The sequence below is a fragment of the Mesorhizobium sp. WSM4311 genome, from assembly GCF_002295115.1.
In the GTDB taxonomy this organism is placed as follows: Bacteria; Pseudomonadota; Alphaproteobacteria; order Rhizobiales; family Rhizobiaceae; genus Mesorhizobium.
The window spans coordinates 458,833-478,991 of sequence record NZ_NSFV01000002.1 but is presented as its reverse complement, the minus strand read 5'-3'; the positions used below and the strand labels follow the sequence as shown (position 1 = coordinate 478,991).

The window sequence follows — 20,159 nt, the reverse complement described above, 5'->3', positions numbered from 1 at the left end:
GATGGATCAGCTCGCCTCGCGCATCGCCTCGGCGGCCTGGAGGTCGACCGAAACGAGCTGGCTGACGCCCTGCTCGGCCATGGTCACGCCGAACAGCCGGTCCATGCGCGCCATGGTGATCGGGTTGTGGGTGATGATGACGAATCGCGTCTCGGTGGTCTTGGCCATCTCGTCCATGAGATTGCAGAAGCGCTCGACATTGTGATCGTCCAGCGGCGCGTCGACTTCGTCGAGCACGCAGATCGGCGCCGGGTTGGTCAGGAAGACGGCGAAGATCAGCGACATCGCCGTCAGCGCCTGCTCGCCGCCGGACAGCAGCGTCATGGTCTGCGGCTTCTTGCCGGGCGGGCGGGCAAGGATTTCGAGGCCTGCCTCGAGCGGATCGTCGGATTCGATCAGTTGCAATTCCGCCGTGCCGCCGCCGAACAGATGCGAGAACAGACGCTGGAAGTGGCTGTTGACGACGTCGAAGGCGGCCAGAAGCCGCTCGCGGCCTTCGCGATTGAGGCTCTGGATCGCCTGCCGAAGCTTGCGGATCGCCTCGATGATGTCCTCGCGCTCGGTAACGATCGCTTCGAGCCGGTCGGAGAGCTCCTTCTGCTCTTCCTCGGCGCGCAGATTGACGGCGCCGAGCCGTTCGCGCTCGATCTTCAGCCGGTCGAGCTGGCGTTCGATTTCGGCCATTTCGGGTATTGGGTCGTCGGCTTCCAGGCCGGTGTGGCGGATGACCAGATGCGGCGGCGTGTTCAGCGTTTCCTGGATACGCGCCTCGACCTCCAGCCGGCGCTCGTCGGCCGCCGTCAGCCTTTCCTCGGCACGGGCACGGGTCTCGCGCGCCTCGGCCAGTGACTGGATGGCTGATGTGGCCGCCTTGTCCAGATCGGCCTGCCTGTTTTCCGCTTCCTGCAGCCGGTCGGCGGCCGCCTTGCGCAAGGTCTCGGCCTCGGTCAATTGCGACAGCAGCGCGCGCCGCTTGGCGTCGATCTCATCGGGCGCGTCGGCCAGTCGTTCGCGCTCGGCCTCGGCCTCGGCCTTGCGTTCACCGAGCGAGGCGATCTGGGTCGAGGCGTTTTCGGCGCGTACCAGCCAGTTGCTGCGCTCGGCGCCGATGGCATCGAGCCGGCGCGTCCGCGCCTCGGCCTCGCGCCGCAGCCCTTCATGGACGGCCCGCGCGTCGGCAAGCGTGGCGCGGTCGCGGGAGACATTGGCCGAGGACTGTTCGAGCTGCAATTGCAGGTCGCCGAGATCCGGCGCGTCCTGCAGCAGCATTTCGGCCTCGACGAAAGCCGCCGAGGTTTCCTCATGGCTGTCGACGATGCGCGCGCGCCCCTCATCCAGCGCCGCGCGCCGGCTCGCCAGCTCGCCACCAGCCTTTTCGGCCTCGGCCAGCGCATTGCGGGCCGCGTCCAGCCGGTGCTGGGCATCGCGTCCGGCCTGGCGTGTGTTGCGTTCGGCCTCGCTCGCCTGGCGAAGCGCCTGCTCGGCCCGTGCCAGCGCTTCCTCGGCCTGGCGCAGGACGAGCGTCGCCTGCACCGCTTCGGCGTCGAGTTCGGCAAGCCGGTTCTTCTGCGCCAGCCTTTGTGCGGCGGCCGTCGGCGCATCGGCGCTGGCGGTCAGGCCATCCCAGCGCCACAGCGCGCCTTCGCGGCTGACCAGCCTCTGGCCAGGCGCAAGCAGCGCCTGCAGCCGGCGGCCGTCCGCGGCCTCGACAATGCCGATCTGCGCCAGGCGGCGGGCAAGCTGCGCCGGGGCACGAACCACGCTGGCGAGGCTCTTGATGCCTTCCGGTAGGGCCGCGTCGCCGGGTTGGATCTGGCTTTCGCCCCAATGCGCCGGCGCGCTGCGGTCGAGCGGCACGTCGAGGTCTTCGCCAAGGGCAGCACCCAGCGCCGTCTCGAAGCCGCGCTCGACGCTGATCTGCTCCAGCACCGAAGGGAAGAGATCGCCACTGGCGGCATTGAGTATCTTGGCCAGCGTGCGTGCTTCGGTCTCGATCCGCGCCAGGTCGGCCCTTGCATCCTGAAGCGGCGGGCGGGCAGCACTTTCGGCGGCGCGGGCATCGATGACCGATTGTTCGGCCTGCGCCACGGCGGCCTCGGATTCTTCCAGCAGTGCCATGGCCTGCTCGACCAGGACGCGCTTTTCAGCCGGATCCGGCAGGCCGGCGACCTTGGAGAGGATATCCGACAATTCGCGGTCGACCTCGGCGAGCTGGCGGGCGAAGCGATCGCGGCGCTCGGCGGTCTCGCGCAGCGTGCGCTCGATCTGATGGCGCGAAGCGGCGGCCTCGGCGCGTTCGGCGGTCAGCGTGGCGAGCCTGGCTTCGCTTTGCGCCAGCGTCGATGCCGCCTGTTCGAACACCGCGCGGGTGGTGGCCTCGCGCTCGGCCGCACCAGCGTTTTCGGAATTCAGCGTGGCTTCCTCGGTGCGCAACCGTTCGAGGACATCGGCATTGTCGCGCACCATCCGCTCTTCGCGGGCGATGTCTCCGTCGAGCTGCTGCAGGCGGCGCTCGATTTCAGCCTGGCGGTTGCGAATGCGGCCGGCCTCCTCCTCGATCTGCGACCTGGCGATCGACAGGCGCTGGAAGGCGGCGGCGGCGGCGGCTTCCGCATCGCGCAGATCGGGCAGGCGATGAGCGCTGATGCCCTGTTCCTTGGCCGCGTTCATCTGCGCGGCGGCGCGGTCGCCGACCAGTGCCGTGGCAACAGCCAGCGCAGAACGTGCCTCGCCTTCCTGCGTCTTGGCCAGCGTCCAGCGCAGATGCAGCAACGTCGCTTCGGCCTTGCGGATATCGGCCGACAGGTTCTTGAAGCGCGAGGCCTGGCGCGCCTGGCGCTTCAGGCTTTCGATCTGGCTTTCCAGTTCACCGACGACGTCGTCCAGGCGTTCCAGATTCTGTTCGGCCGCCTTCAGCCGAAGTTCCGCCTCGTGGCGGCGGGTGTGCAGGCCGGAAATGCCGGCCGCCTCTTCGAGCAGGGCGCGGCGCGCCTGCGGCTTGGCCTGGATCAGTTCGCCGATACGGCCCTGCCCGACCATCGAGGGCGAGCGCGCGCCGGTCGACTGGTCGGCGAACAGAAGCTGCACATCCTTGGCGCGCGCTTCCTTGCCGTTGATACGGTAGAGCGAGCCCGCCTCGCGCTCGATGCGGCGCGACACCTGCAACTCGTCGGCGTCGTTGAAGGCAGCGGGCGCCGAACGATCACTGTTGTCGAGGAAAAGCGTGACTTCGGCGGTGTTGCGGGCGGGCCGTGTGCCTGAACCGGAAAAGATGACATCGTCCATGCCAGACGCGCGCATGTTCTTGTAGGAGCTTTCGCCCATCACCCAGCGCAGCGCCTCGACAAGGTTCGACTTGCCGCAGCCGTTCGGCCCGACAATACCCGTCAGGCCGCGTTCGATGACGAACTCGCCGGGCTCGACGAAGGACTTGAAACCGAGGAGGCGAAGGCGCGAAAACCTCATTCGCGCGCCTCATAGGCGTGTTCAGCAAAAGTGTTCCGCGGCTTTGCGGAGAGAACCCGCGGCAAGACAAAAGGCAGGGCAGCGCCGGAGCACTGCCGCTTCAGCGCTGAACTGATGTCAGAGCAGAGGGTCGATGATGGCCGACATTTCCTCAATCGACATCGCCCCTTTGTAGGTCTTACCGTTGATGAAGAAGGTCGGTGTCGAGTCGACCTTGAATTCATTGGCGCCGCGCTTCTGGACCGATCTCACATCGTCCAGAAGTTTCTGGTCCGTCAAGCAGGCCTCGAAGGACTCCTGTGTAAAACCGGCGAGCTTCGAGATTTGCAGCAGCGCATCCTTGGTGTTCGACACGCCAACCCAGTTCGCCTGCTGCCTGAACAGCACGTCCACCATCGGGAAATAGTTATCCTTGGCGCAGCGCGCCAGCATGAACCCGGCTTCCGCGCTCGGATCGAACGGGAATTCGCGCAGGATATAGCGCGCCTTGCCGGTGTCGATGTACTTCGTCTTCAGGTCCGGGAAGGTGGTTTCGGCGAAATGCGCGCAATGCGGGCAGGTCATCGAGGCGTATTCAACGATGGTGACCTTGGCGTCATCCTTGCCAAGCTGCTTGTCGGGCAGTGCGCCCGGCTTCAGCAGTTCCGCCATGTCGACATTGCCCTGGGACTCGGGAACCTGAGCGGCAGCCGGCGTGGCCGGCTTTGCGGGGGCGGCCGGATCCGCGGGCTTCACATCCGCCGCCTTGGCCTGTTCGCCGGAGTCGCTGCAGGCGGCGAGCAGGGCCACCGCCGGAATGGCGGCCAGCGAAGACAGGACGTTTCTGCGAGACAGACTTTTGCCGAACGGAGGACGGTTCATACGAATCACCTGACAAGGTTTGAATTTTGCAATGCAAAGGCACGAAAAGGCGAGAGTTGGCGCGAATTAAGGCATCTCCATCCCCAATCCAATCGCGAAACCTGACAAAGGCGATCACGAATGCGAGATGTTGACGACAAATCCATGACTGTCTTCAAGGGGTTTTTGGCTTCCTTTCACCCAAAATGGTTGCGCCAAGCCTTTCCAGCGAGGCACGCAGGCCGTCATCCTCGATCAGCTCGACCGTATTGGACAATCTGGTCTGCTCCGCCACCGTCAACGGCCTGAAGGTCGGTTTAGGCCGTCCCTTGTCCGTCGTCACCGGTTTTTGCACGATCCTGATGCGGCCTATCGCCGTAAAGCCGAGGAAGGCGTTGACCCGGTTGATGATCTCGCCGGTCTCGTGCTGCAGATGAAGTGCCGCCATGCCTTCGCAGGCAATGACCAATACCGCCGGCTCGAACGGATCGTCCTCATGCAGGCGGCGCGGCCATTGAATTTTCTCCGGCCGCGAGCGGCTGGCGAGGCGCGGTCCAGCGATCTCTTCCCAGGACTGAACGAGACCAATCGAGATGCCTGCCCGCTTGCGCAGCACCGGGTCGAGGATTTTGGTGGCAAGATCGCTCACCGGGACGGGATTGCCGTAGGGCGTTCTCCCTGCCATGTACGTTCTCCAGCCACGACCCCAGCAGATTACCGGCCAGGCCAATACACGATCAATGGCACCAGCAGACCAGACCCGCAAGGCCCAGACACGCAAGGCAATGCCGGATGATACCGCGTCGCGCCTGCTTGCCTGGTACGACGTGCATCATCGTGAATTGCCGTGGCGGGTGAGCCCGCGCGAGCATGCACGCGGCGTGCGGCCCGACCCCTACCGCATCTGGCTGTCCGAAGTCATGCTGCAGCAGACCACCGTCGAGGCGGTGAAATCCTATTTCCGCGTCTTCGTCGAGAAATGGCCCGATGTCGAGGCACTGGCAGCGGCACCGACCGAGGACGTCATGAAGGCCTGGGCGGGGCTCGGCTATTACTCCCGCGCCCGCAACCTCAAGTCCTGCGCCGATCTGGTGGCGGCGCGTGGCGGCCGGTTCCCCGACACCGAGGCCGGGTTGAGAGACCTGCCCGGCATCGGCGCCTACACCTCGGCGGCGATCATGGCGATCGCTTTCGACTGCCCCGCCGCCGTAGTCGACGGCAATGTCGAACGCGTCATATCGAGGCTGTTTTCGATCACCACGCCGCTCAGCGAAGCCAAGACCGAGATACGCGCCCATGTCGAGGCCATGGTGCCGACGGCGAGGCCGGGCGATTTCGCCCAGGCGATGATGGATCTCGGCGCCACGATCTGCACCCCGCGCCGGCCGCGCTGCATGCTGTGCCCGCTGCGCGAGAGCTGTAGTGCCGTCGTTTCGGGCGACCCTGAAAACTTCCCGGTGCGGCTGCCCAAAGCCGACAAACCGCAGCGACGCGGCGCTGCTTTCGTCGCCATGCGTGAGGATGGTGCCATTCTTCTGCGCAAACGGCCGGAGAAAGGTTTGCTTGGCGGCATGACCGAGGTGCCGACAACGGGCTGGACCGCGCGGGTGGACGGAGCCACCACGCAGGCGGCGGCGCCCTTTCCCGGCGACTGGCTGCGCGCCGGAAAAATCACGCATGTCTTCACCCATTTCGCGCTCGAGCTCGAAGTCTTTCACGCCCACGTCAAAGGTGATGCGCCGGCTGGGCATTTCTGGTCGCTGGCCCATGAAATTTCCAGTGAGGCCCTGCCCACTGTCATGAAAAAGGCAATCGAGGCTGCGATACCCGGCGCGACGAAAAAGCAACGCCCGCATTGAAAGAGGCTTCATGACCGAGATCCGCCACATCGTGTTCGACATCGGCCGCGTGCTGATCCACTACGACCCGAACATTCCGTTCAGCCGCCTCATTCCCGATGCCGAAGAGAGGAAGTGGTTCTTCGACAATGTCTGCACGCATGACTGGAACATCGAGCAGGATCGCGGCCGGAGCTGGGAGGAGGCAGAGGCGCTGCTGATTGCCGAGCATCCCGACCATGCGGAAAACATCCGCAACTTCCGCCGCCACTGGCACGACATGGTGCCGCACGCCTATGACGACAGCGTCGCAATCATGCTTGGCCTGATCGAAAGCGGCCACGACGTGACCATGCTGACCAATTTTGCCTCCGACACTTTGGCGGAAGCCCGCGAACGCTTCGATTTCCTCAATCGGCCACGCGGGGTGACCATCTCGGGCGAGATCGGCAAGATCAAGCCGGATCGGGACATTTATGACCATCACGTGGCTGCGTTCGGCCTCGAACCATCAGCAACGCTGTTCATCGACGACAGCCAGAAGAATGTCGACGGCGCCAAGGCCGCGGGCTGGCAAGCCGTGCTGTTCACCGGTGCCAGGACGCTTCAAGCAGATCTTGAACGCTTGGGAATCAAGGCGCGATCTGAATCGCTTGCGGCGATCCGCTGAGATTTTGATTCAACGCGATACGCGATAATCGGCAGGGGGTCAGCCCCCTGCCCGCTCCATGCCGAGACGGGCGATGCGGCGCAGTTCGTCGATCGGGGTCAGCCCGCCGCTGCGCTCATAATGCCAGAAGGTCCAGCCATTGCAGGCGTCCAGGCCTTGCACTTCGGCGCCGATCTTGTGGATCGAGCCGGCGCTGTCGCCGATCGCCACCGTGCCGTCGGCGCGCACCTTGGCCGCCCAGCGCTTCTTGGCGTCGTAAAGCGTGGCGCCCGGCGTCATCAGCCCGGTATCGATGAGGCTGACGAAGGCGACGCGCGGCTCGGCGCGCTTGCCGGTCAATACCGTCAAATCGGCATCCTCCAGCGGCCGCACCGCATCGATGCGTTCGTTGGCGGCATCGATATAGGCCTGCTCGCGCTCGATGCCGACGAAATGGCGACCGAGGCGTTTGGCGACCGCACCCGTCGTGCCGGAGCCGAAGAAAGGGTCGAGCACGATGTCGCCCGGCTTGGTCGAGGCCATCATGATGCGGGCGAGCAGCGCCTCAGGCTTCTGCGTCGGGTGCAATTTGTCGCCATTGTCGTTCTTCAGCCGCTCGCCGCCGGTGCAGATCGGGAACAGCCAGTCCGAACGCATCTGGATATCGTCGTTGGACGCCTTCAGCGCCTCGTAGTTGAAGGTGTAGCCCTTGCCCTTCTGGTCCCGGGAAGCCCAGATCATCGTTTCATGCGCATTCTGGAAACGGCGACCACGGAAATTCGGCATCGGGTTGGTCTTGCGCCAGACCACGTCGTTGAGGATCCAGAAGCCCAGATCCTGCATCTTGGCGCCGACCCGGAAGATGTTGTGATAGGAGCCGATGACCCAGATCGTGCCGTTGGGCTTCAGCACGCGGCGCGCCGCCAAAAGCCAGGCGCGGGTGAAGGCATCGTAGGCCTCGAAATTCTCGAACTGGTCCCAGTGATCGTCGACCGCGTCGACCTTGGACTGGTCGGGCCGGTGCAGATCGCCGTCGAGTTGCAGATTGTAGGGGGGATCGGCGAAGATGACGTCGACCGACTTTTCCGGCAGCCGGTCGAGGGCCGCCACGCAGTCGCCCTTGAGGATCGTGTCCAGCCATTCGGATTGCTGGGGAGCGTGGGACAACTCGTGGAGAAGACGCACGGCAGACATTTTTACACCCAAGGCACGCGTTACTGTTTACTCCCCGTTATGGTTACCGATCAGCGTAAATATTCGGTGAAGGCTCGCGGATAGGCCTGCCAGGTTTGCGAAGGCCGGGCCATTGGTGTATGCCGCGCCGCCCGAGGCCCTCACGGCCGCTTCATCCTTTCCTTGTCCGGATCACCATGCCCCAGCCAGACCTTGTCATCTTCGATTGCGACGGCGTGCTCGTCGATTCCGAAATCATCGCCGCGCGGGTCGAGGCCGAGCTGATAACGCTCGCCGGATATGAAATCTCGGCCGAGGAGATTGCCGAAAGTTATGCGGGCCTGACGTTCAAGGACATACTGATGCGGATCGAGGAGAAGTCCAAGATTCCGTTCCAGGCGTCGCTGATCGACCGCGCCGAAGAACTCGTCGACCGCAAACTGCGCAGCGATGTGCGTGCCATCGAGGGCGTGCGCGAAGCGGTCGTATCGGTCACTGCGCAACGCTGTATTTGCTCCAACTCACGCTCGGAGCGGATAGAATTCATGCTGGAGAAAGTGCATCTGCTGCCGTTCTTCGCCGGCCGCATCTTCTCGGCACTGGAAATACCGAGCAAAAAGACCAAACCTGCGCCGGACGTGTTCCTGTTCGCGGCGGAAAGACTCGGCGCGAACCCGGCCAACACTTTCGTCATCGAGGATTCCGTGCACGGCGTCGCTGGCGCCAGGGCAGCCGGCATGCGGGTGATCGGCTTCACCGGCGCCAGTCACACCTATCCCGGCCATGCCGACGCGCTGACCGAGGCCGGCGCCGAAACGGTGATCCGCCGCTGGGCAGAGCTGAAAAGCGTGATCGCGGCGCTGTCGGAATGGTCGGCCGACGCCTGAGACGCGCGCCCGGCCGGGCGCACGCTGTATCGATGACCGCTCAGTTCGTCGCAGCGGCCTTCTTCCTGCGAGTCTTCTTCGGCTTGTCCGTCGTCGCCTTCGGCGCGGTTTCGTCATAGCCGGCATAGACCTGATAATCCTGCGCCGTCGGTGCTGGCACGACGACATTGGAATCGGTGAAGACGAACTGGGTGGCGACCGACGGATCGGTTACCTGGACCTGGTACTGGTGAATCTGCGAGTAAAGCACGTCGGTGCCGTGCATCACCGCGGTGCGGATCGGCATGGTGATGGTGCCGGGCGTAAACTTCGCTCCCGGCACGATCTTGCCGGCAACCGCGATCTTCATCGTCAGCTGTCCGTCGGCGCGGCTGCAATCGCGGGTCACGTCGGAAATCGACGCCTGGTAGATGATCCTCGCGGAATCATCGGGCGGCGTGGCGGCGGCGGCGTCAGCCGCAGCCTGGGCTGCGGCATCTGCAGCGGCATCGCCGGTCTTTTTGAGCTTCGGCTTGGCCTTCTTGACCTCGTTGGCATAGGTGTTGAAAAAGGCCGTGCCGTCGCGCACCGTCACCCGCGGGCAATAGGCGTTCAGCTGGCTGGCCAGAATCTTGGGATCCTGCGGAGGCGGAGGCGCCGTCGGGTCCTTCTTGCCGAAACCGAGGTTGAGGATGCCATTGTCGCCCGATTGGCAGCCGGCGGCGGCGAGCATAAAGCCGGTGAGCGCAAGACCCGCCAAAAAGCGGCCACGTGATGTACGAAACGCCATGAAACTGCACTTCCCTCTCGTAAAGCTGGTGACGTATATCAACGGCGCGGCAAAAATGCGACTGGAGCCGGCACAGAAATTAACCACCTTGTGGTGAACGCAAAAGCCAAGCGGCAACGGGACTGAGACATGCAATATGTGAGTACGCGCGGGGAAGCACCCGCGCTTGGATTTTCCGATGCCGTGCTGGCAGGGCTGGCGCGCGATGGCGGGCTTTACGTGCCGCGCGAGTGGCCGCAGTTTTCAGCTTCCGAGATCCGCGCCATGCGTGGCCTTGCCTATCCCGATCTCGCGATCCGCGTGCTGTCGCCGTTCCTTGACGGCGAAATTCCGGCGCCGGTTTTCGAGCGCCTGGTGCGCGAAGCCTATGCCACGTTCCGCCACGAGGCGGTCTGCCCGCTTGTCCAGACCGGCCCCAACACGTTTGTCCTCGAACTCTTCCATGGGCCGACGCTGGCATTCAAGGATGTGGCGATGCAGCTGCTCGCCCGGCTGATGGACCATGTGCTTGCCGAACGCGACCAGCATGCCACCATCGTCGGCGCCACGTCGGGCGACACCGGCGGCGCGGCGATCGACGCCTTTGCCGTGCGCAGCCGCACCGACATCTTCATCCTGTTCCCGCATGGCCGCGTTTCACCGGTGCAGCAGCGCCAGATGACGACGTCGAAGGCCAAAAACGTCCACGCGCTGGCGATCGAAGGCAATTTCGACGACTGCCAGGGCCTGCTCAAGGACATGTTCAACGACCACGCTTTCCGCGACCGGGTGGCGCTGTCGGGGGTCAATTCGATCAACTGGGCGCGCATCATGGCCCAGATCGTCTACTATTTCTCCTCGGCCCTGTCGCTCGGCGCGCCGGACAGGCCGGTGTCGTTCACCGTGCCGACGGGCAATTTCGGCGATATCTTCGCCGGCTATGCCGCCAAGAAGATGGGCCTGCCGATCGAACGGCTGGTCATCGCCACCAACGACAACGACATATTGGCGCGCACCTTCGCCACCGGCGAGTACCGCACCAAGGGTGTCTTTGCGACCACCTCACCGTCGATGGACATCCAGGTTTCGTCGAATTTCGAACGCCTGCTGTTCGAAGCCTCCAACCGCGACGCGGCGACCGTGCGACGCTACATGGACGGCCTGAAACAGTCCGGGGCCTTCACCATAGAAGCCAGCGAAATCAATGGGATGCGGTCCGAATTCGACGCCGGCCGCGCCACCATGGACGAAGTCGCCGCCACCATCCGTTCGACGCTCGCGGCCAGCAATTATCTTCTGGATCCGCATACCGCGGCGGCCATGCATGTCGCGGCCGGCAAGGCATCGGGCGCCGTGCCGATGGTGGTGCTGGGCACCGCCCATCCGGCAAAATTTCCGGCCGCCGTCGAGGCCGCCAGCGGTGTCTCGCCGGCCCTGCCCGCATGGCTAGGTGGATTGATGACATTTGAGGAAAAATACACGGTACTTCCATCCGACCTGAAAATGGTGGAAGATTACGTCAGCCGCCGTGCGCGAGCGGCGCGTTAGGGAGTACGAGCCATATGGGTGTTGAGGTAAGCCGTCTGTCGAACGGCCTGACAGTCGCCACCGAAACCCTTCCAAGTATCGAGTCGGTTGCCTTGGGTGCCTGGGTCAAGTCCGGTGCCCGCAATGAGCGTGATGAAGAGCATGGCATGGCCCATCTGCTCGAGCACATGGCGTTCAAGGGCACGAAGCGGCGGACGGCCTTCGAAATCGCCTCGGAAATCGAGGATGTCGGCGGTGAGATCAACGCCGCCACCAGTGTCGAGACCACCTCCTACTACGCCAGGGTGCTCTCCGACGACGTGCCGCTGGCCGTCGACATACTCGCCGACATCCTGCAGGAGTCCGAATTCGACCCGCAGGAGCTCGAGCGCGAGCAGCACGTCATCCTGCAGGAGATCGGCGCCGCGCACGATACGCCAGACGATATCGTCTTCGACCGTTTCACCGAGACGGCCTTTCGCCACCAGACCATCGGCCGCTCGATCCTGGGCACGCCGGAAACCGTCAAATCCTTTACTTCCAAGCAGTTGCACGATTTCATCGAACGCCAATATGGCGCCGAGCGGATGGTGATCGTGGCCGCCGGCGACATCAAGCACGACAATTTCGTGCGCGAGGTGGAGAAGCAGCTTGGCGGCTTCCGCAGCAAGGCCGACAGCACCATCCCGCAATATGCACAATATGTCGGCGGCGATTTTCGTGAGGACCGCGACCTGATGGATGCACAGATCGTGCTGGGCTTCGAAGGCCGCGCCTACCATGTGCGCGACTTCTACGCTTCGCAGGTGCTGTCGATGATCCTCGGCGGCGGCATGTCGTCGCGCCTGTTCCAGGAAGTCCGCGAGAAACGCGGCCTGTGTTATTCGGTCTATGCCTTCCACTGGGGCTTTTCCGACACCGGCGTCTTCGGCGTCCATGCCGCGACCGGCCAGAGCGACATCGCCGAACTCGTGCCTGTCATCATCGACGAGTTGCAGAAGGCGGGCGAGAACATCCTGCAGGAAGAACTCGACCGCGCTCGCGCCCAGTATCGCGCCGGGCTGATCATGTCCGCCGAAAGCCCGGCCAGCCGCGCCTCGCAGATCGCGAGGCAACTGCTTTTGTTCGGCAGGCCGATCGCCAAGGAGGAATTGATGGAGCGCCTGTCGGCGCTGACGGTGGAGCGGCTGACCGACCTGTCGTCGCGGATGTTCTCGACCAAGCCGACGCTTACCGCTGTCGGGCCCGTGGGTACGCTGGCACCATATGAGGCGATCCTCGATTCGCTTCCGGGCACGCAGACCACGGCCCGCAGACTCGCCGTCTAAGTCCCCAAAGCGCCGTGTTCGCGCTCGCTTTCTTTCGCCGTGATCTGCCGGCGCTGAAGGGCAATCTCGTCACGCTGCGCGTGCCATACACCAACGACTATCGGGAATGGTCGACATTGCGCGGCGAAAGCCGGGCCTTCCTGGAGCCGTGGGAGCCGCGCTGGACCCCCGACGAGCTCGACCGCACGGCATGGCGGCTGCGCATCAGCCGCTATCGCGAAGACTATGCGCAGGGAACCGCGATCGCCTTCTTCATCTTCGAGAAGTCGAGCGGCAAGCTGGCCGGCGGCATCACGCTCGGCAACATACGCCACGGTGTCTCGCAAAGCGGCCATGTCGGCTACTGGATCGGCGAGCGCTTCGGCGGGCGTGGCCTGATGACCGACGCGGTCAAGGTCGTGGCCCGCTTCGCCTTCGATACGCTGAGGTTGCACCGGATCGAGGCGGCCTGTATTCCCGACAACATCCGGTCGATCCGCGTGCTTGAAAAAGCCGGATTCCGGCGCGAAGGATTGTTAAGATCCTATCTCAGGATCAACGGCATCTGGCAGGACCATTACCTCTACGCCCGGATCGCGGACGATCCGCTGGACGCAGGAACGAAGGACTGATTTTTGACGAATTTCCTGCGAAACGGGCCGCTGTTCGCCTTTGTCCTCGCGGCAATCCTGACGCTGTGCGCGGCTTCGTCGGCCCTTGCCGTCGAACCGATCAAGATTGCCCGCGACGACGTCGCGCTCGACCTGTCGCGCGCCTTCGAGATCTACCGCAACCAGGGTGAGAACTTCCAGGTATCGACCGCGCCCGGGCCTGACGGCATCGTGCGGCGCATCGAGGTCGAGGCCAATGACGCGCGCTCGACCGGCGACTGGGCGGTGTTCGCGCTGGCCAACACCACGGACCAGCAGCTCGACAGGCTGATCGTGGCGCCGCATTTCCGGCTGGTCAATTCCGGCATCTTCTGGCCCGATCTCGGCGCCACCCGCATTGCGGCGATCACGCCCAGCGAGGGCTTCGCGCTCGACCGCCAGACCAGCCCCGACGCCGATGTGTTCCGGGTGACGCTGAACCCGGGAACGGTGATCACCTTCATCGCCGAACTCGCCTCGCCCAAGCTGCCGCAGGTCTATCTGTGGGAGCCCGAGGCCTACAAGGACTCGGTCAACTCCTACACGCTGTTTCGCGGCATCGTCATCGGCATTGCAGGCCTTCTGGCACTGTTCCTGACCATCCTGTTCGTGGTCAAGGGAACCTCGATGTTCCCGGCGACCGCGGCCCTCGCCTGGGCGGTGCTTGCCTATATCTGCGTCGATTTCGGATTCCTCAACAAGGTCATCGAGATCTCGCCCGGCAACGAGCAGATGTGGCGGGCGGGAACAGAGGTGGCGCTTGCGGCGACCTTCGTGGTCTTCCTGTTCGCCTATCTCAACCTCAACCGCTGGCACGGCCATTTCAGCTACGGCGCGCTGGTCTGGATCCTCGGGCTGGTGCTGATTGCAGGCGTGGCCATCGTCGATCCGGCGGTCGCCGCCGGCATCGCCCGCATCTCCTTTGCCGCCACCGCGTTGACCGGGCTCGGCCTGATCATCTTCCTCGGCATTCGTGGTTATGACCGCGCCATCATGCTGGTGCCCAGTTGGGTCATGGTGCTGTTGTGGCTATGCGGGTCGTGGATGGCGATCACCGGCATGCTCGACAACGACATCGCCCAGCCGGCGCTCGGCGGCGGCCTGATCCTGATCATCCTGCTGATCGGCTTCACCGTCATGCAGCACGCCTTTGCCGGCGGTGCACTGCATCAGGGGCTGTTCTCCGACCTCGAACGCCAGGCGCTGGCCGTTGCCGGGTCGGGCGACACGGTTTGGGACTGGGACGTGCTGCGCGACCGCGTCGTCACCAAACCCGACGTGAGCATCCAGCTCGGCCTGGCGCCCAACAGCCTTGGTGGTGCGGCGCGCAACTGGCTGCCGGTGCTGCATGCCGACGACCGCGACACGTTCCGCACGACGCTCGATGTGGTGCTCGAGCACCGACGCGGCCGGGTGGCGCAGAATTTCCGCCTGCGCGGCGCCGACGGGCATTATCACTGGTTCGCCTTGCGGGCACGGCCGGTCATCGGATCGGACGGCGAGGTCATCCGCTGCGTCGGCACCATGGTCGACGTCACCGAGCAGAAGAAGTCAGAGGAGCGGCTGCTGCACGACGCCGTGCACGACAATCTGACCGGCCTGCCGAACCGCGAACTGTTCATGAACCGGCTGGAAGCGATCATCTCGATCGCCCGCACCGAAGAGAAGGTGCGTCCGACCGTCTTCGTCATCGACATCGACCGCTTCAAGCAGGTTAATGACGGGCTCGGCATCTCGGCGGGCGACACCATCCTGCTCACCATAGCGCGCCGCCTGCACCGGCTGTTGAAGCCGAAGGATTCGCTGTCGCGCTTTGCCGGCGACCAGTTCGCGCTGATGCTTTTGTCCGAACAGGACCCTGCCCGCATTGCCGGCGTGGCGGACGCCATCAAGCATGCGATCAACAACCCGATCACCTTCGCCAAGCGCGAGATCGTGCTGACCGCCTCGATCGGCCTGATCACATGGACCTCGGCGCAGACTTCGGCCGAGGACATGGTCAAGGACGCCGAGCTTGCCATGCACCAGGCCAAGCGTTTTGGTGGCGACAGGATCGAGCCGTTCCGCCCGGCCTTCCGTACCGTCGGCACCGACCGGCTGCAGTTCGAATCCGACCTGCGGCGCGCCATCGAGCGGCGCGAATTCACGCTGGCTTACCAGCCGATCGTGCGGCTGGAGGACGGCAGCGTCGCCGGCTTCGAGGCCTTGCTGCGCTGGGACCATCCGCGCCGCGGCATGATCCCGCCGGCGGATTTCATTCCGGTCGCCGAAAGCTGCGGGCTGATCGTGCAGCTCGGCCTGTTCGCCATGCAGCAGGCGGCGGAAGACCTCGCCGGATGGCAGAAGCAGATCGGCGACGCACCACTGTCGGTCTCGGTCAATTTGTCCAGCCGCCAGCTGATCCGCCGCGACCTTGTCAGCGATGTCCGCTCGGTCATCGCACGGGCCAATCTGAAGCCGCGTTGCTTCCGGCTCGAGCTCACCGAGTCGCTGGTGATGGACAATCCCGAGCAGACCGCCCATGTGCTGACCAAGCTGAAACAGCTCGGCATCGGCCTGTCGCTGGACGATTTCGGCACGGGGTATTCATCGCTCGCCTATCTGACACGGTTCCCGTTCGACACGATCAAGATCGACAAGAGCTTTGTCGACGACAGCACGCCGAAGCGCGCCGTGCTGCTCAAATCCATGGTCAACATGGCGCATGAGCTCGGCCTGTCGGTGGTCGCGGAGGGCATCTCGGACGAACGCGATGCGCTGGAACTGCGCCAGATGGGCTGCGAATATGTGCAGAGCTTCATGTTCGGCGCGCCGATGCCGGGCGACCAGGTGCTGAAGACGTTGAAGGAACAGTATCCGCTGACTCAAGCTTAGAGGTCCATCGCTTCGTGACGACCGGCCGCTTTCAGGCAAGTTATGGAGAGGTTCGACCGTCGCGCACCGACTGTTGCTGCGAGAGCCGCAACGCGTCGACCAATGCGGACAACGCCGCCGGCTGGAGCTGACGACTGGGATAATACAGGAAAAAGCCGGGAATTGGTGGCGTCCATTCCTCCAGGATACGGATAAGCCGCCCCTGTGCGATATGCTCCGCGACCTGCTCTTCATAGGCGAGACCGAGACCAACGCCAGCGAGCGCTGCCTGAATCACCAAGTGAGTGTCGTCGATTATCAGCGGGCCGCTGACGCTAATCGTGACTGACTTTCGTGCACGCTCGAACTCCCACCGATGTGGACCGCCCGGAAGACGCAGGGCTATGCATCGATGATCATTGAGATCCTTAGGCTTTTGCGGAATGCTTCGCGACGAGAAATAGTCAGGCGACCCCACCACAGCCAGCCGCAACTCCGGCGTGACGCGCACCGCGATCATGTCCTTCTGAATGTATTCGCCAAGCTGGATTCCGGCATCGAACTCGTCGGCAACGAGGTCCACAGGGCCTGTTTCGGTGACCACATCGAGAACGATGTCGGGGTATGCCTCAGCGAATGCCGCGAACCGCGGCAGCAACACCATTACCGCAGCCGAGCGTGACATCATAATTCGAAGGCGGCCTGCGGGGCGGCTTCGGAGGCTTCGCGCCCCGTCAAGGGCAGCAGCGATTTGCTCAAGCGCCGGAGACAGATCTTTCAAAAGCGCGGCCCCTGCAGCGGTTGGCGCGACACTCTTCGTTGTTCGAGCGAGAAGCCGTAACTCGAGCCGCTGTTCAAGCCCGCGGATAGTGTGGCTCAGCGCAGATTGAGATACGCCTAATTTTGCCGCGGCAATTGTGAAGCTTCGTTCCCGGGCGACCATCGCGAACGTAGCGAGTTCGTTCAGTTCATTTCTCATGATTTATGAATATCCCTCATGAGGCCTTGTCACGCAACTGCCCTATCCTCATAAGCCGCTCTGTCCTAGGTTCGATCTGAAACGGTGGATTGAGGTACCTTATGATCGTGACATTCCGCGGCGACAACGTCCTCGCCTGCACGGCTGGCACCTGGCGCGTCTGGTCGCTCTCGGACGGCTATATTGAGATGCCGCCGGACCTTCTGCGGGATTCGCAGAACAAGCCGGTACCGCAAGTCGCGCAGGCAGGGACGCTACGCCTCTCTGTCAATTGCTTTGCCCTCGCAGGTCCCGGCGTTGACGGCATTCTGATCGACAGCGGCGGAGGAGGCTGGGCCCCAACAACAGGACGTCTCGAGCAGACGTTGACCGAATCCGGCATCGATCCCGCCTCGATCACGGTCTTGGCGCTCACCCATGCCCATCAGGATCATGTGTACGGGCTTTTGACCCGCGACAACCGGATGCTCTTCCCGAATTTGAAGGCGATCGCAATTGCCGAGGAAGCTATGAAAAGCTTTCTCGCCGAGACACGTCTTGCGCGGTTCCGATCCTTGCTGAAGCCTGTGCGGGATGGCGACCAGGTGGTTGAGCGGTTGAGAGCAGTTGCGCTGCCAGGCCATGCTCCCGGTCACACCGGCTACGCGTTCGACACGAACGAGGACAGCTTCCTGTTCTTCGGGGACATCGTTCATGTGCCGGTCTTGCAATTTGGCAATCCGGCATTGAGTTGGGGTTATGACGACGATCAATCGACCGCACGTGCAACACGCCAGAAGGTTTTCCACGACGCGGCCGAGGCTGGAACGTGGATTGCCGGAGCGCATCTTGGTTGGCCAGGTATCGGGCTCGTCGTGCGTAAAGGCGAAGCATACGGCTATGAGCCGGCATAGGGGATAGACAAGCTGGACACCCGGTTCGCCTGTCTACGCGCTTCCAGGCTGAACAGTTCCGGCGCGCCGTCGTATGGCACTGCTGCGTTTACGATGCATTGGTCCTGCTGCGCCGCTTCCAGCCACAGGACCCGGGCAGCAAAAGCGCTCAGGCGTGTCCTGCGGCCAGGCTGAGATGGGCGAGATCGATGCCGATCGAGGCGAGGATGCGATCGTATTTGCGCTCGATGTCGGCGTCGAAGAGAAGTTCGGGACTGGCCTGACAGGTCAGCCAGCCATTCTCGGCGATCTCGGTTTCCAGTTGGCCGGCGCCCCATCCGGAATAGCCGAGCGCCATCAGCGCGTGACGCGGGCCGCGGCCCGAGGATATGGCGCGCAATATATCGACCGTCGCGGTCAGGCAGATGTCGTCGGAAACGGTCAGCGACGATTCCACGCGGTAGTCGCCAGAATGCAGGACGAACCCCCGGCTGCGATCGACAGGCCCGCCATTGCGCACGACGAAATCGCGCGCCTGCGCCGGCAGGCGGATCGCCTCCTGCTCGTTCATGATGCCGAGCTGCACCAACAGATCCGGAAACAGCATCTGCTGTGTCTGGTTGATGATCAGGCCCATCGCGCCTTCGTCGCTGTGCGCGCAGATGTAGATGACCGAGCGCGTGAAACGGTCGTCCTTCATGCCAGGCATGGCAATCAGGAACTGATCGTCGAGAAAGCCGCGTCCAGCAGCTGTCTTTTTGTGGCGCAACAAATCCATGGCAGGAGGGTACCGTGTTTCCCGGGCGCCGAAAAGATGCGCCGCGCCGGATTCGACCAAAGCCCATGGTGCCAGGCCGCCACGGCTTGCCACCATGGGTCACGCAAATATGATGGCGGCAGGGCCACGAAATCATTGCACCGCCACGAACGGACGATCAAATCACCGCCATGCAAAGCTTGAAAATCCTGCTGCTCGGCACCGCCATCGGGTCGGCGAGCGTTCTCCCCGCCACCGCCTCCTCGTCCGCCTGGTACAACAGCGAAGGCGGCAAGGTGCGGCTGGTGACATCAGGCAAACCCGACGAGGCCGGCCGCATCCAGGGCGTTCTCGACATCGCGCTCAAGCCGGGCTGGAAGACCTATTGGCGTGATCCGGGCGACGCCGGCGTGCCGCCGCAGCTCAATGTTTCGGCCAGCACCAATATTGCCGATGCCACACTCTCGTTTCCGGCACCGCAACGCCACGACGATGGTTATGGCAAATGGGCAGGCTACAACTATCCGGTTTCGCTGCCGGTGGTGTTCAAATTGTCGGCAGCGAAGGATTCGGCCGTCATCGACGCCGACGTCTTCCTCGGCATTTGCGAAACGATCTGCATACCGGTGCAGACCCGGCTGACGGTCGACCCTGGTTCCGACCCCGACAATGCGGACGATGCAGCGCTGGTGAAGGCCAGTTTCGCGGCGTTGCCGGCGCCCGCGAGATCGGATTTCGGCATCAATGTCCTGCCGGGCGATCATGAGACGCTGGTTGTCGAGGCGAGTTTTCCCGGTGACCCCGACGCGGCGGATTTCTTCGTCGCCGGCGAGCGGGATTACATGTTCGGCGCTCCTTCCCGCAGCGAAAAGGACGGCAAGCTGATCTTCACCGTGCCGATCCTCGACCGCCCCTCGGCAACGCCAACGGATGGCGGACTTCACTACACGCTGACGAGCTCGGCCGGTGCCGTCGAAGGGCTGCTGCCTTTCCCTTGATCCAGCTTGCCCGAACGGTTGCAGGACGCCGCCGAGTTCGCTACGCAAGCATGCATCCTTCCCATTCCCCAAGCGAGGAACTCATGACCATTTCCGTCGGCGACAAGCTGCCCGAGGTAACGTTCAAGACGATGACCGACGACGGCGCCAAGACGATCACCTCAGCCGAGATTTTTCCGGGCAAGAAAGTGGTCCTGTTCGGTGTTCCCGGCGCCTTCACGCCGACCTGCAGCAACAACCATCTGCCCGGCTATCTCGAAAACCATGACGCCATCCTGGCCCGCGGCGTCGACACCATCGCCGTCGTGTCAGTCAACGACGTCCATGTCATGGGCGCCTGGGCGCGCTTCACCGGCGGTGAGGGCAAGATCCTGTTCCTCGCCGACGGCAGCGGCGATTTCGCCAAGGCGGTCGGCCTCGACAACGACCTTTCCGCCGCCGGCATGGGCCTGCGCTCGAAGCGGTTTTCGATGATCGTCGACGACGACAAGGTCACCGCGATCAATGTCGAGACCAAGCCCGGCGTCGACGAGTCGGGCGCGGCTCATATTCTCGGACAGCTCTAGGCTTCAACGGTCGCGTCGGGCGGGCCGCAAGGCTGACCTCGCCCGAGGAC

Annotated in this window: 17 protein-coding genes; 10 read left to right on the top strand and 7 right to left on the bottom strand. The window is 63.7% G+C overall.

Annotated features, from left to right (window positions below):
• Positions 1 to 6 precede the first annotated feature (6 nt).
• The 3 genes from smc to CK226_RS06090 form a co-directional block, all read right to left on the bottom strand.
• The gene (gene smc / locus CK226_RS06100) at positions 7 to 3,465 is read right to left on the bottom strand and encodes a chromosome segregation protein SMC (protein ID WP_095791322.1); all 3,459 of its coding nucleotides are present in this window, start codon (positions 3,463 to 3,465) and stop codon (positions 7 to 9) included.
• A 117-nt stretch (positions 3,466 to 3,582) separates the two neighbouring features.
• The gene (locus CK226_RS06095; RefSeq protein WP_095786596.1) at positions 3,583 to 4,326 is read right to left on the bottom strand and encodes a DsbA family protein; all 744 of its coding nucleotides are present in this window, start codon (positions 4,324 to 4,326) and stop codon (positions 3,583 to 3,585) included.
• A gap of 154 nt (positions 4,327 to 4,480) precedes the next feature.
• Entirely contained in the window at positions 4,481 to 4,990 is a 510-nt protein-coding gene (locus CK226_RS06090) for a DUF721 domain-containing protein (RefSeq protein ID WP_095791321.1), read from the bottom strand.
• Positions 4,991 to 5,045: 55 nt separating this feature from the next.
• Between CK226_RS06090 and mutY the strand changes: the two genes are divergently transcribed.
• Positions 5,046 to 6,164, top strand: coding sequence for an A/G-specific adenine glycosylase (gene mutY / locus CK226_RS06085; RefSeq protein WP_179300974.1), 1,119 nt, complete (start codon positions 5,046 to 5,048; stop codon positions 6,162 to 6,164).
• Positions 6,165 to 6,174: 10 nt separating this feature from the next.
• On the top strand, positions 6,175 to 6,813 hold the full coding sequence (locus tag CK226_RS06080) for an HAD family phosphatase (RefSeq protein WP_095791319.1): 639 nt from the start codon (positions 6,175 to 6,177) through the stop codon (positions 6,811 to 6,813).
• Between the two features lie 39 nt (positions 6,814 to 6,852).
• Here CK226_RS06080 and CK226_RS06075 read toward each other — a convergent pair whose 3' ends face one another.
• Positions 6,853 to 7,986 (bottom strand): site-specific DNA-methyltransferase, encoded by a 1,134-nt coding sequence (locus CK226_RS06075; protein WP_095771013.1) that lies wholly within the window; start codon positions 7,984 to 7,986, stop codon positions 6,853 to 6,855.
• A 176-nt stretch (positions 7,987 to 8,162) separates the two neighbouring features.
• Here CK226_RS06075 and CK226_RS06070 point away from each other — a divergent pair, with 176 nt between their 5' ends.
• Complete coding sequence (locus tag CK226_RS06070; RefSeq protein ID WP_095771425.1) at positions 8,163 to 8,852, top strand: HAD family phosphatase; 690 nt, start codon at positions 8,163 to 8,165, stop codon at positions 8,850 to 8,852.
• Positions 8,853 to 8,892: 40 nt separating this feature from the next.
• Here the strand turns inward: CK226_RS06070 and CK226_RS06065 are convergent, their stop codons facing one another.
• Positions 8,893 to 9,621: a hypothetical protein gene (locus CK226_RS06065; protein ID WP_095771014.1), complete on the bottom strand. Its 729-nt coding sequence runs from the start codon at positions 9,619 to 9,621 to the stop codon at positions 8,893 to 8,895.
• Between the two features lie 129 nt (positions 9,622 to 9,750).
• Between CK226_RS06065 and thrC the strand changes: the two genes are divergently transcribed.
• Genes thrC through CK226_RS06045 form a run of 4 tightly spaced genes read left to right on the top strand, consistent with a single transcriptional unit; the run spans position 9,751 to position 15,958 of the window.
• On the top strand, positions 9,751 to 11,148 hold the full coding sequence (gene thrC / locus CK226_RS06060; protein WP_095791318.1) for a threonine synthase: 1,398 nt from the start codon (positions 9,751 to 9,753) through the stop codon (positions 11,146 to 11,148).
• Positions 11,149 to 11,162: 14 nt separating this feature from the next.
• Positions 11,163 to 12,455 (top strand): pitrilysin family protein, encoded by a 1,293-nt coding sequence (locus CK226_RS06055; protein ID WP_095771016.1) that lies wholly within the window; start codon positions 11,163 to 11,165, stop codon positions 12,453 to 12,455.
• Positions 12,456 to 12,469: 14 nt separating this feature from the next.
• Positions 12,470 to 13,066 carry a GNAT family protein gene (locus tag CK226_RS06050; RefSeq protein WP_095771017.1) on the top strand — a complete coding sequence of 199 codons (597 nt, stop codon included), beginning with the start codon at positions 12,470 to 12,472 and terminating at the stop codon, positions 13,064 to 13,066.
• A 3-nt stretch (positions 13,067 to 13,069) separates the two neighbouring features.
• Positions 13,070 to 15,958, top strand: a complete 2,889-nt coding sequence (locus tag CK226_RS06045; protein ID WP_095771018.1) for an EAL domain-containing protein — start codon at positions 13,070 to 13,072, stop codon at positions 15,956 to 15,958.
• A gap of 40 nt (positions 15,959 to 15,998) precedes the next feature.
• Here the strand turns inward: CK226_RS06045 and CK226_RS06040 are convergent, their stop codons facing one another.
• A complete protein-coding gene (locus CK226_RS06040) occupies positions 15,999 to 16,919 on the bottom strand; it encodes a LysR family transcriptional regulator (protein WP_210202226.1) in 921 nt (306 codons plus the stop codon).
• A 98-nt stretch (positions 16,920 to 17,017) separates the two neighbouring features.
• Here CK226_RS06040 and CK226_RS06035 point away from each other — a divergent pair, with 98 nt between their 5' ends.
• Positions 17,018 to 17,809 carry an MBL fold metallo-hydrolase gene (locus tag CK226_RS06035; protein WP_095791316.1) on the top strand — a complete coding sequence of 264 codons (792 nt, stop codon included), beginning with the start codon at positions 17,018 to 17,020 and terminating at the stop codon, positions 17,807 to 17,809.
• A gap of 148 nt (positions 17,810 to 17,957) precedes the next feature.
• Here CK226_RS06035 and CK226_RS06030 read toward each other — a convergent pair whose 3' ends face one another.
• Positions 17,958 to 18,566 carry a YqgE/AlgH family protein gene (locus tag CK226_RS06030; RefSeq protein ID WP_095791448.1) on the bottom strand — a complete coding sequence of 203 codons (609 nt, stop codon included), beginning with the start codon at positions 18,564 to 18,566 and terminating at the stop codon, positions 17,958 to 17,960.
• Between the two features lie 170 nt (positions 18,567 to 18,736).
• Between CK226_RS06030 and CK226_RS06025 the strand changes: the two genes are divergently transcribed.
• Together CK226_RS06025 and CK226_RS06020 are read left to right on the top strand one after the other, a co-directional pair.
• Positions 18,737 to 19,543, top strand: a complete 807-nt coding sequence (locus CK226_RS06025; protein ID WP_095791315.1) for a protein-disulfide reductase DsbD domain-containing protein — start codon at positions 18,737 to 18,739, stop codon at positions 19,541 to 19,543.
• An 83-nt stretch (positions 19,544 to 19,626) separates the two neighbouring features.
• A complete protein-coding gene (locus tag CK226_RS06020; protein WP_095791314.1) occupies positions 19,627 to 20,109 on the top strand; it encodes a peroxiredoxin in 483 nt (160 codons plus the stop codon).
• Positions 20,110 to 20,159: the final 50 nt, after the last annotated feature.

Coding starts and splice junctions, on each gene's coding strand:
- smc (WP_095791322.1), bottom strand. CDS start 3,465: ATGAGGTTTTCGCGCCTTCGCCTCCTCGGTTTCAAGTCCTTCGTCGAG.
- CK226_RS06095 (WP_095786596.1), bottom strand. CDS start 4,326: ATGAACCGTCCTCCGTTCGGCAAAAGTCTGTCTCGCAGAAACGTCCTG.
- CK226_RS06090 (WP_095791321.1), bottom strand. CDS start 4,990: ATGGCAGGGAGAACGCCCTACGGCAATCCCGTCCCGGTGAGCGATCTT.
- mutY (WP_179300974.1), top strand. CDS start 5,046: ATGGCACCAGCAGACCAGACCCGCAAGGCCCAGACACGCAAGGCAATG.
- CK226_RS06080 (WP_095791319.1), top strand. CDS start 6,175: ATGACCGAGATCCGCCACATCGTGTTCGACATCGGCCGCGTGCTGATC.
- CK226_RS06075 (WP_095771013.1), bottom strand. CDS start 7,986: ATGTCTGCCGTGCGTCTTCTCCACGAGTTGTCCCACGCTCCCCAGCAA.
- CK226_RS06070 (WP_095771425.1), top strand. CDS start 8,163: ATGCCCCAGCCAGACCTTGTCATCTTCGATTGCGACGGCGTGCTCGTC.
- CK226_RS06065 (WP_095771014.1), bottom strand. CDS start 9,621: ATGGCGTTTCGTACATCACGTGGCCGCTTTTTGGCGGGTCTTGCGCTC.
- thrC (WP_095791318.1), top strand. CDS start 9,751: ATGCAATATGTGAGTACGCGCGGGGAAGCACCCGCGCTTGGATTTTCC.
- CK226_RS06055 (WP_095771016.1), top strand. CDS start 11,163: ATGGGTGTTGAGGTAAGCCGTCTGTCGAACGGCCTGACAGTCGCCACC.
- CK226_RS06035 (WP_095791316.1), top strand. CDS start 17,018: ATGATCGTGACATTCCGCGGCGACAACGTCCTCGCCTGCACGGCTGGC.
- CK226_RS06030 (WP_095791448.1), bottom strand. CDS start 18,566: ATGGATTTGTTGCGCCACAAAAAGACAGCTGCTGGACGCGGCTTTCTC.
- CK226_RS06025 (WP_095791315.1), top strand. CDS start 18,737: ATGCAAAGCTTGAAAATCCTGCTGCTCGGCACCGCCATCGGGTCGGCG.
- CK226_RS06020 (WP_095791314.1), top strand. CDS start 19,627: ATGACCATTTCCGTCGGCGACAAGCTGCCCGAGGTAACGTTCAAGACG.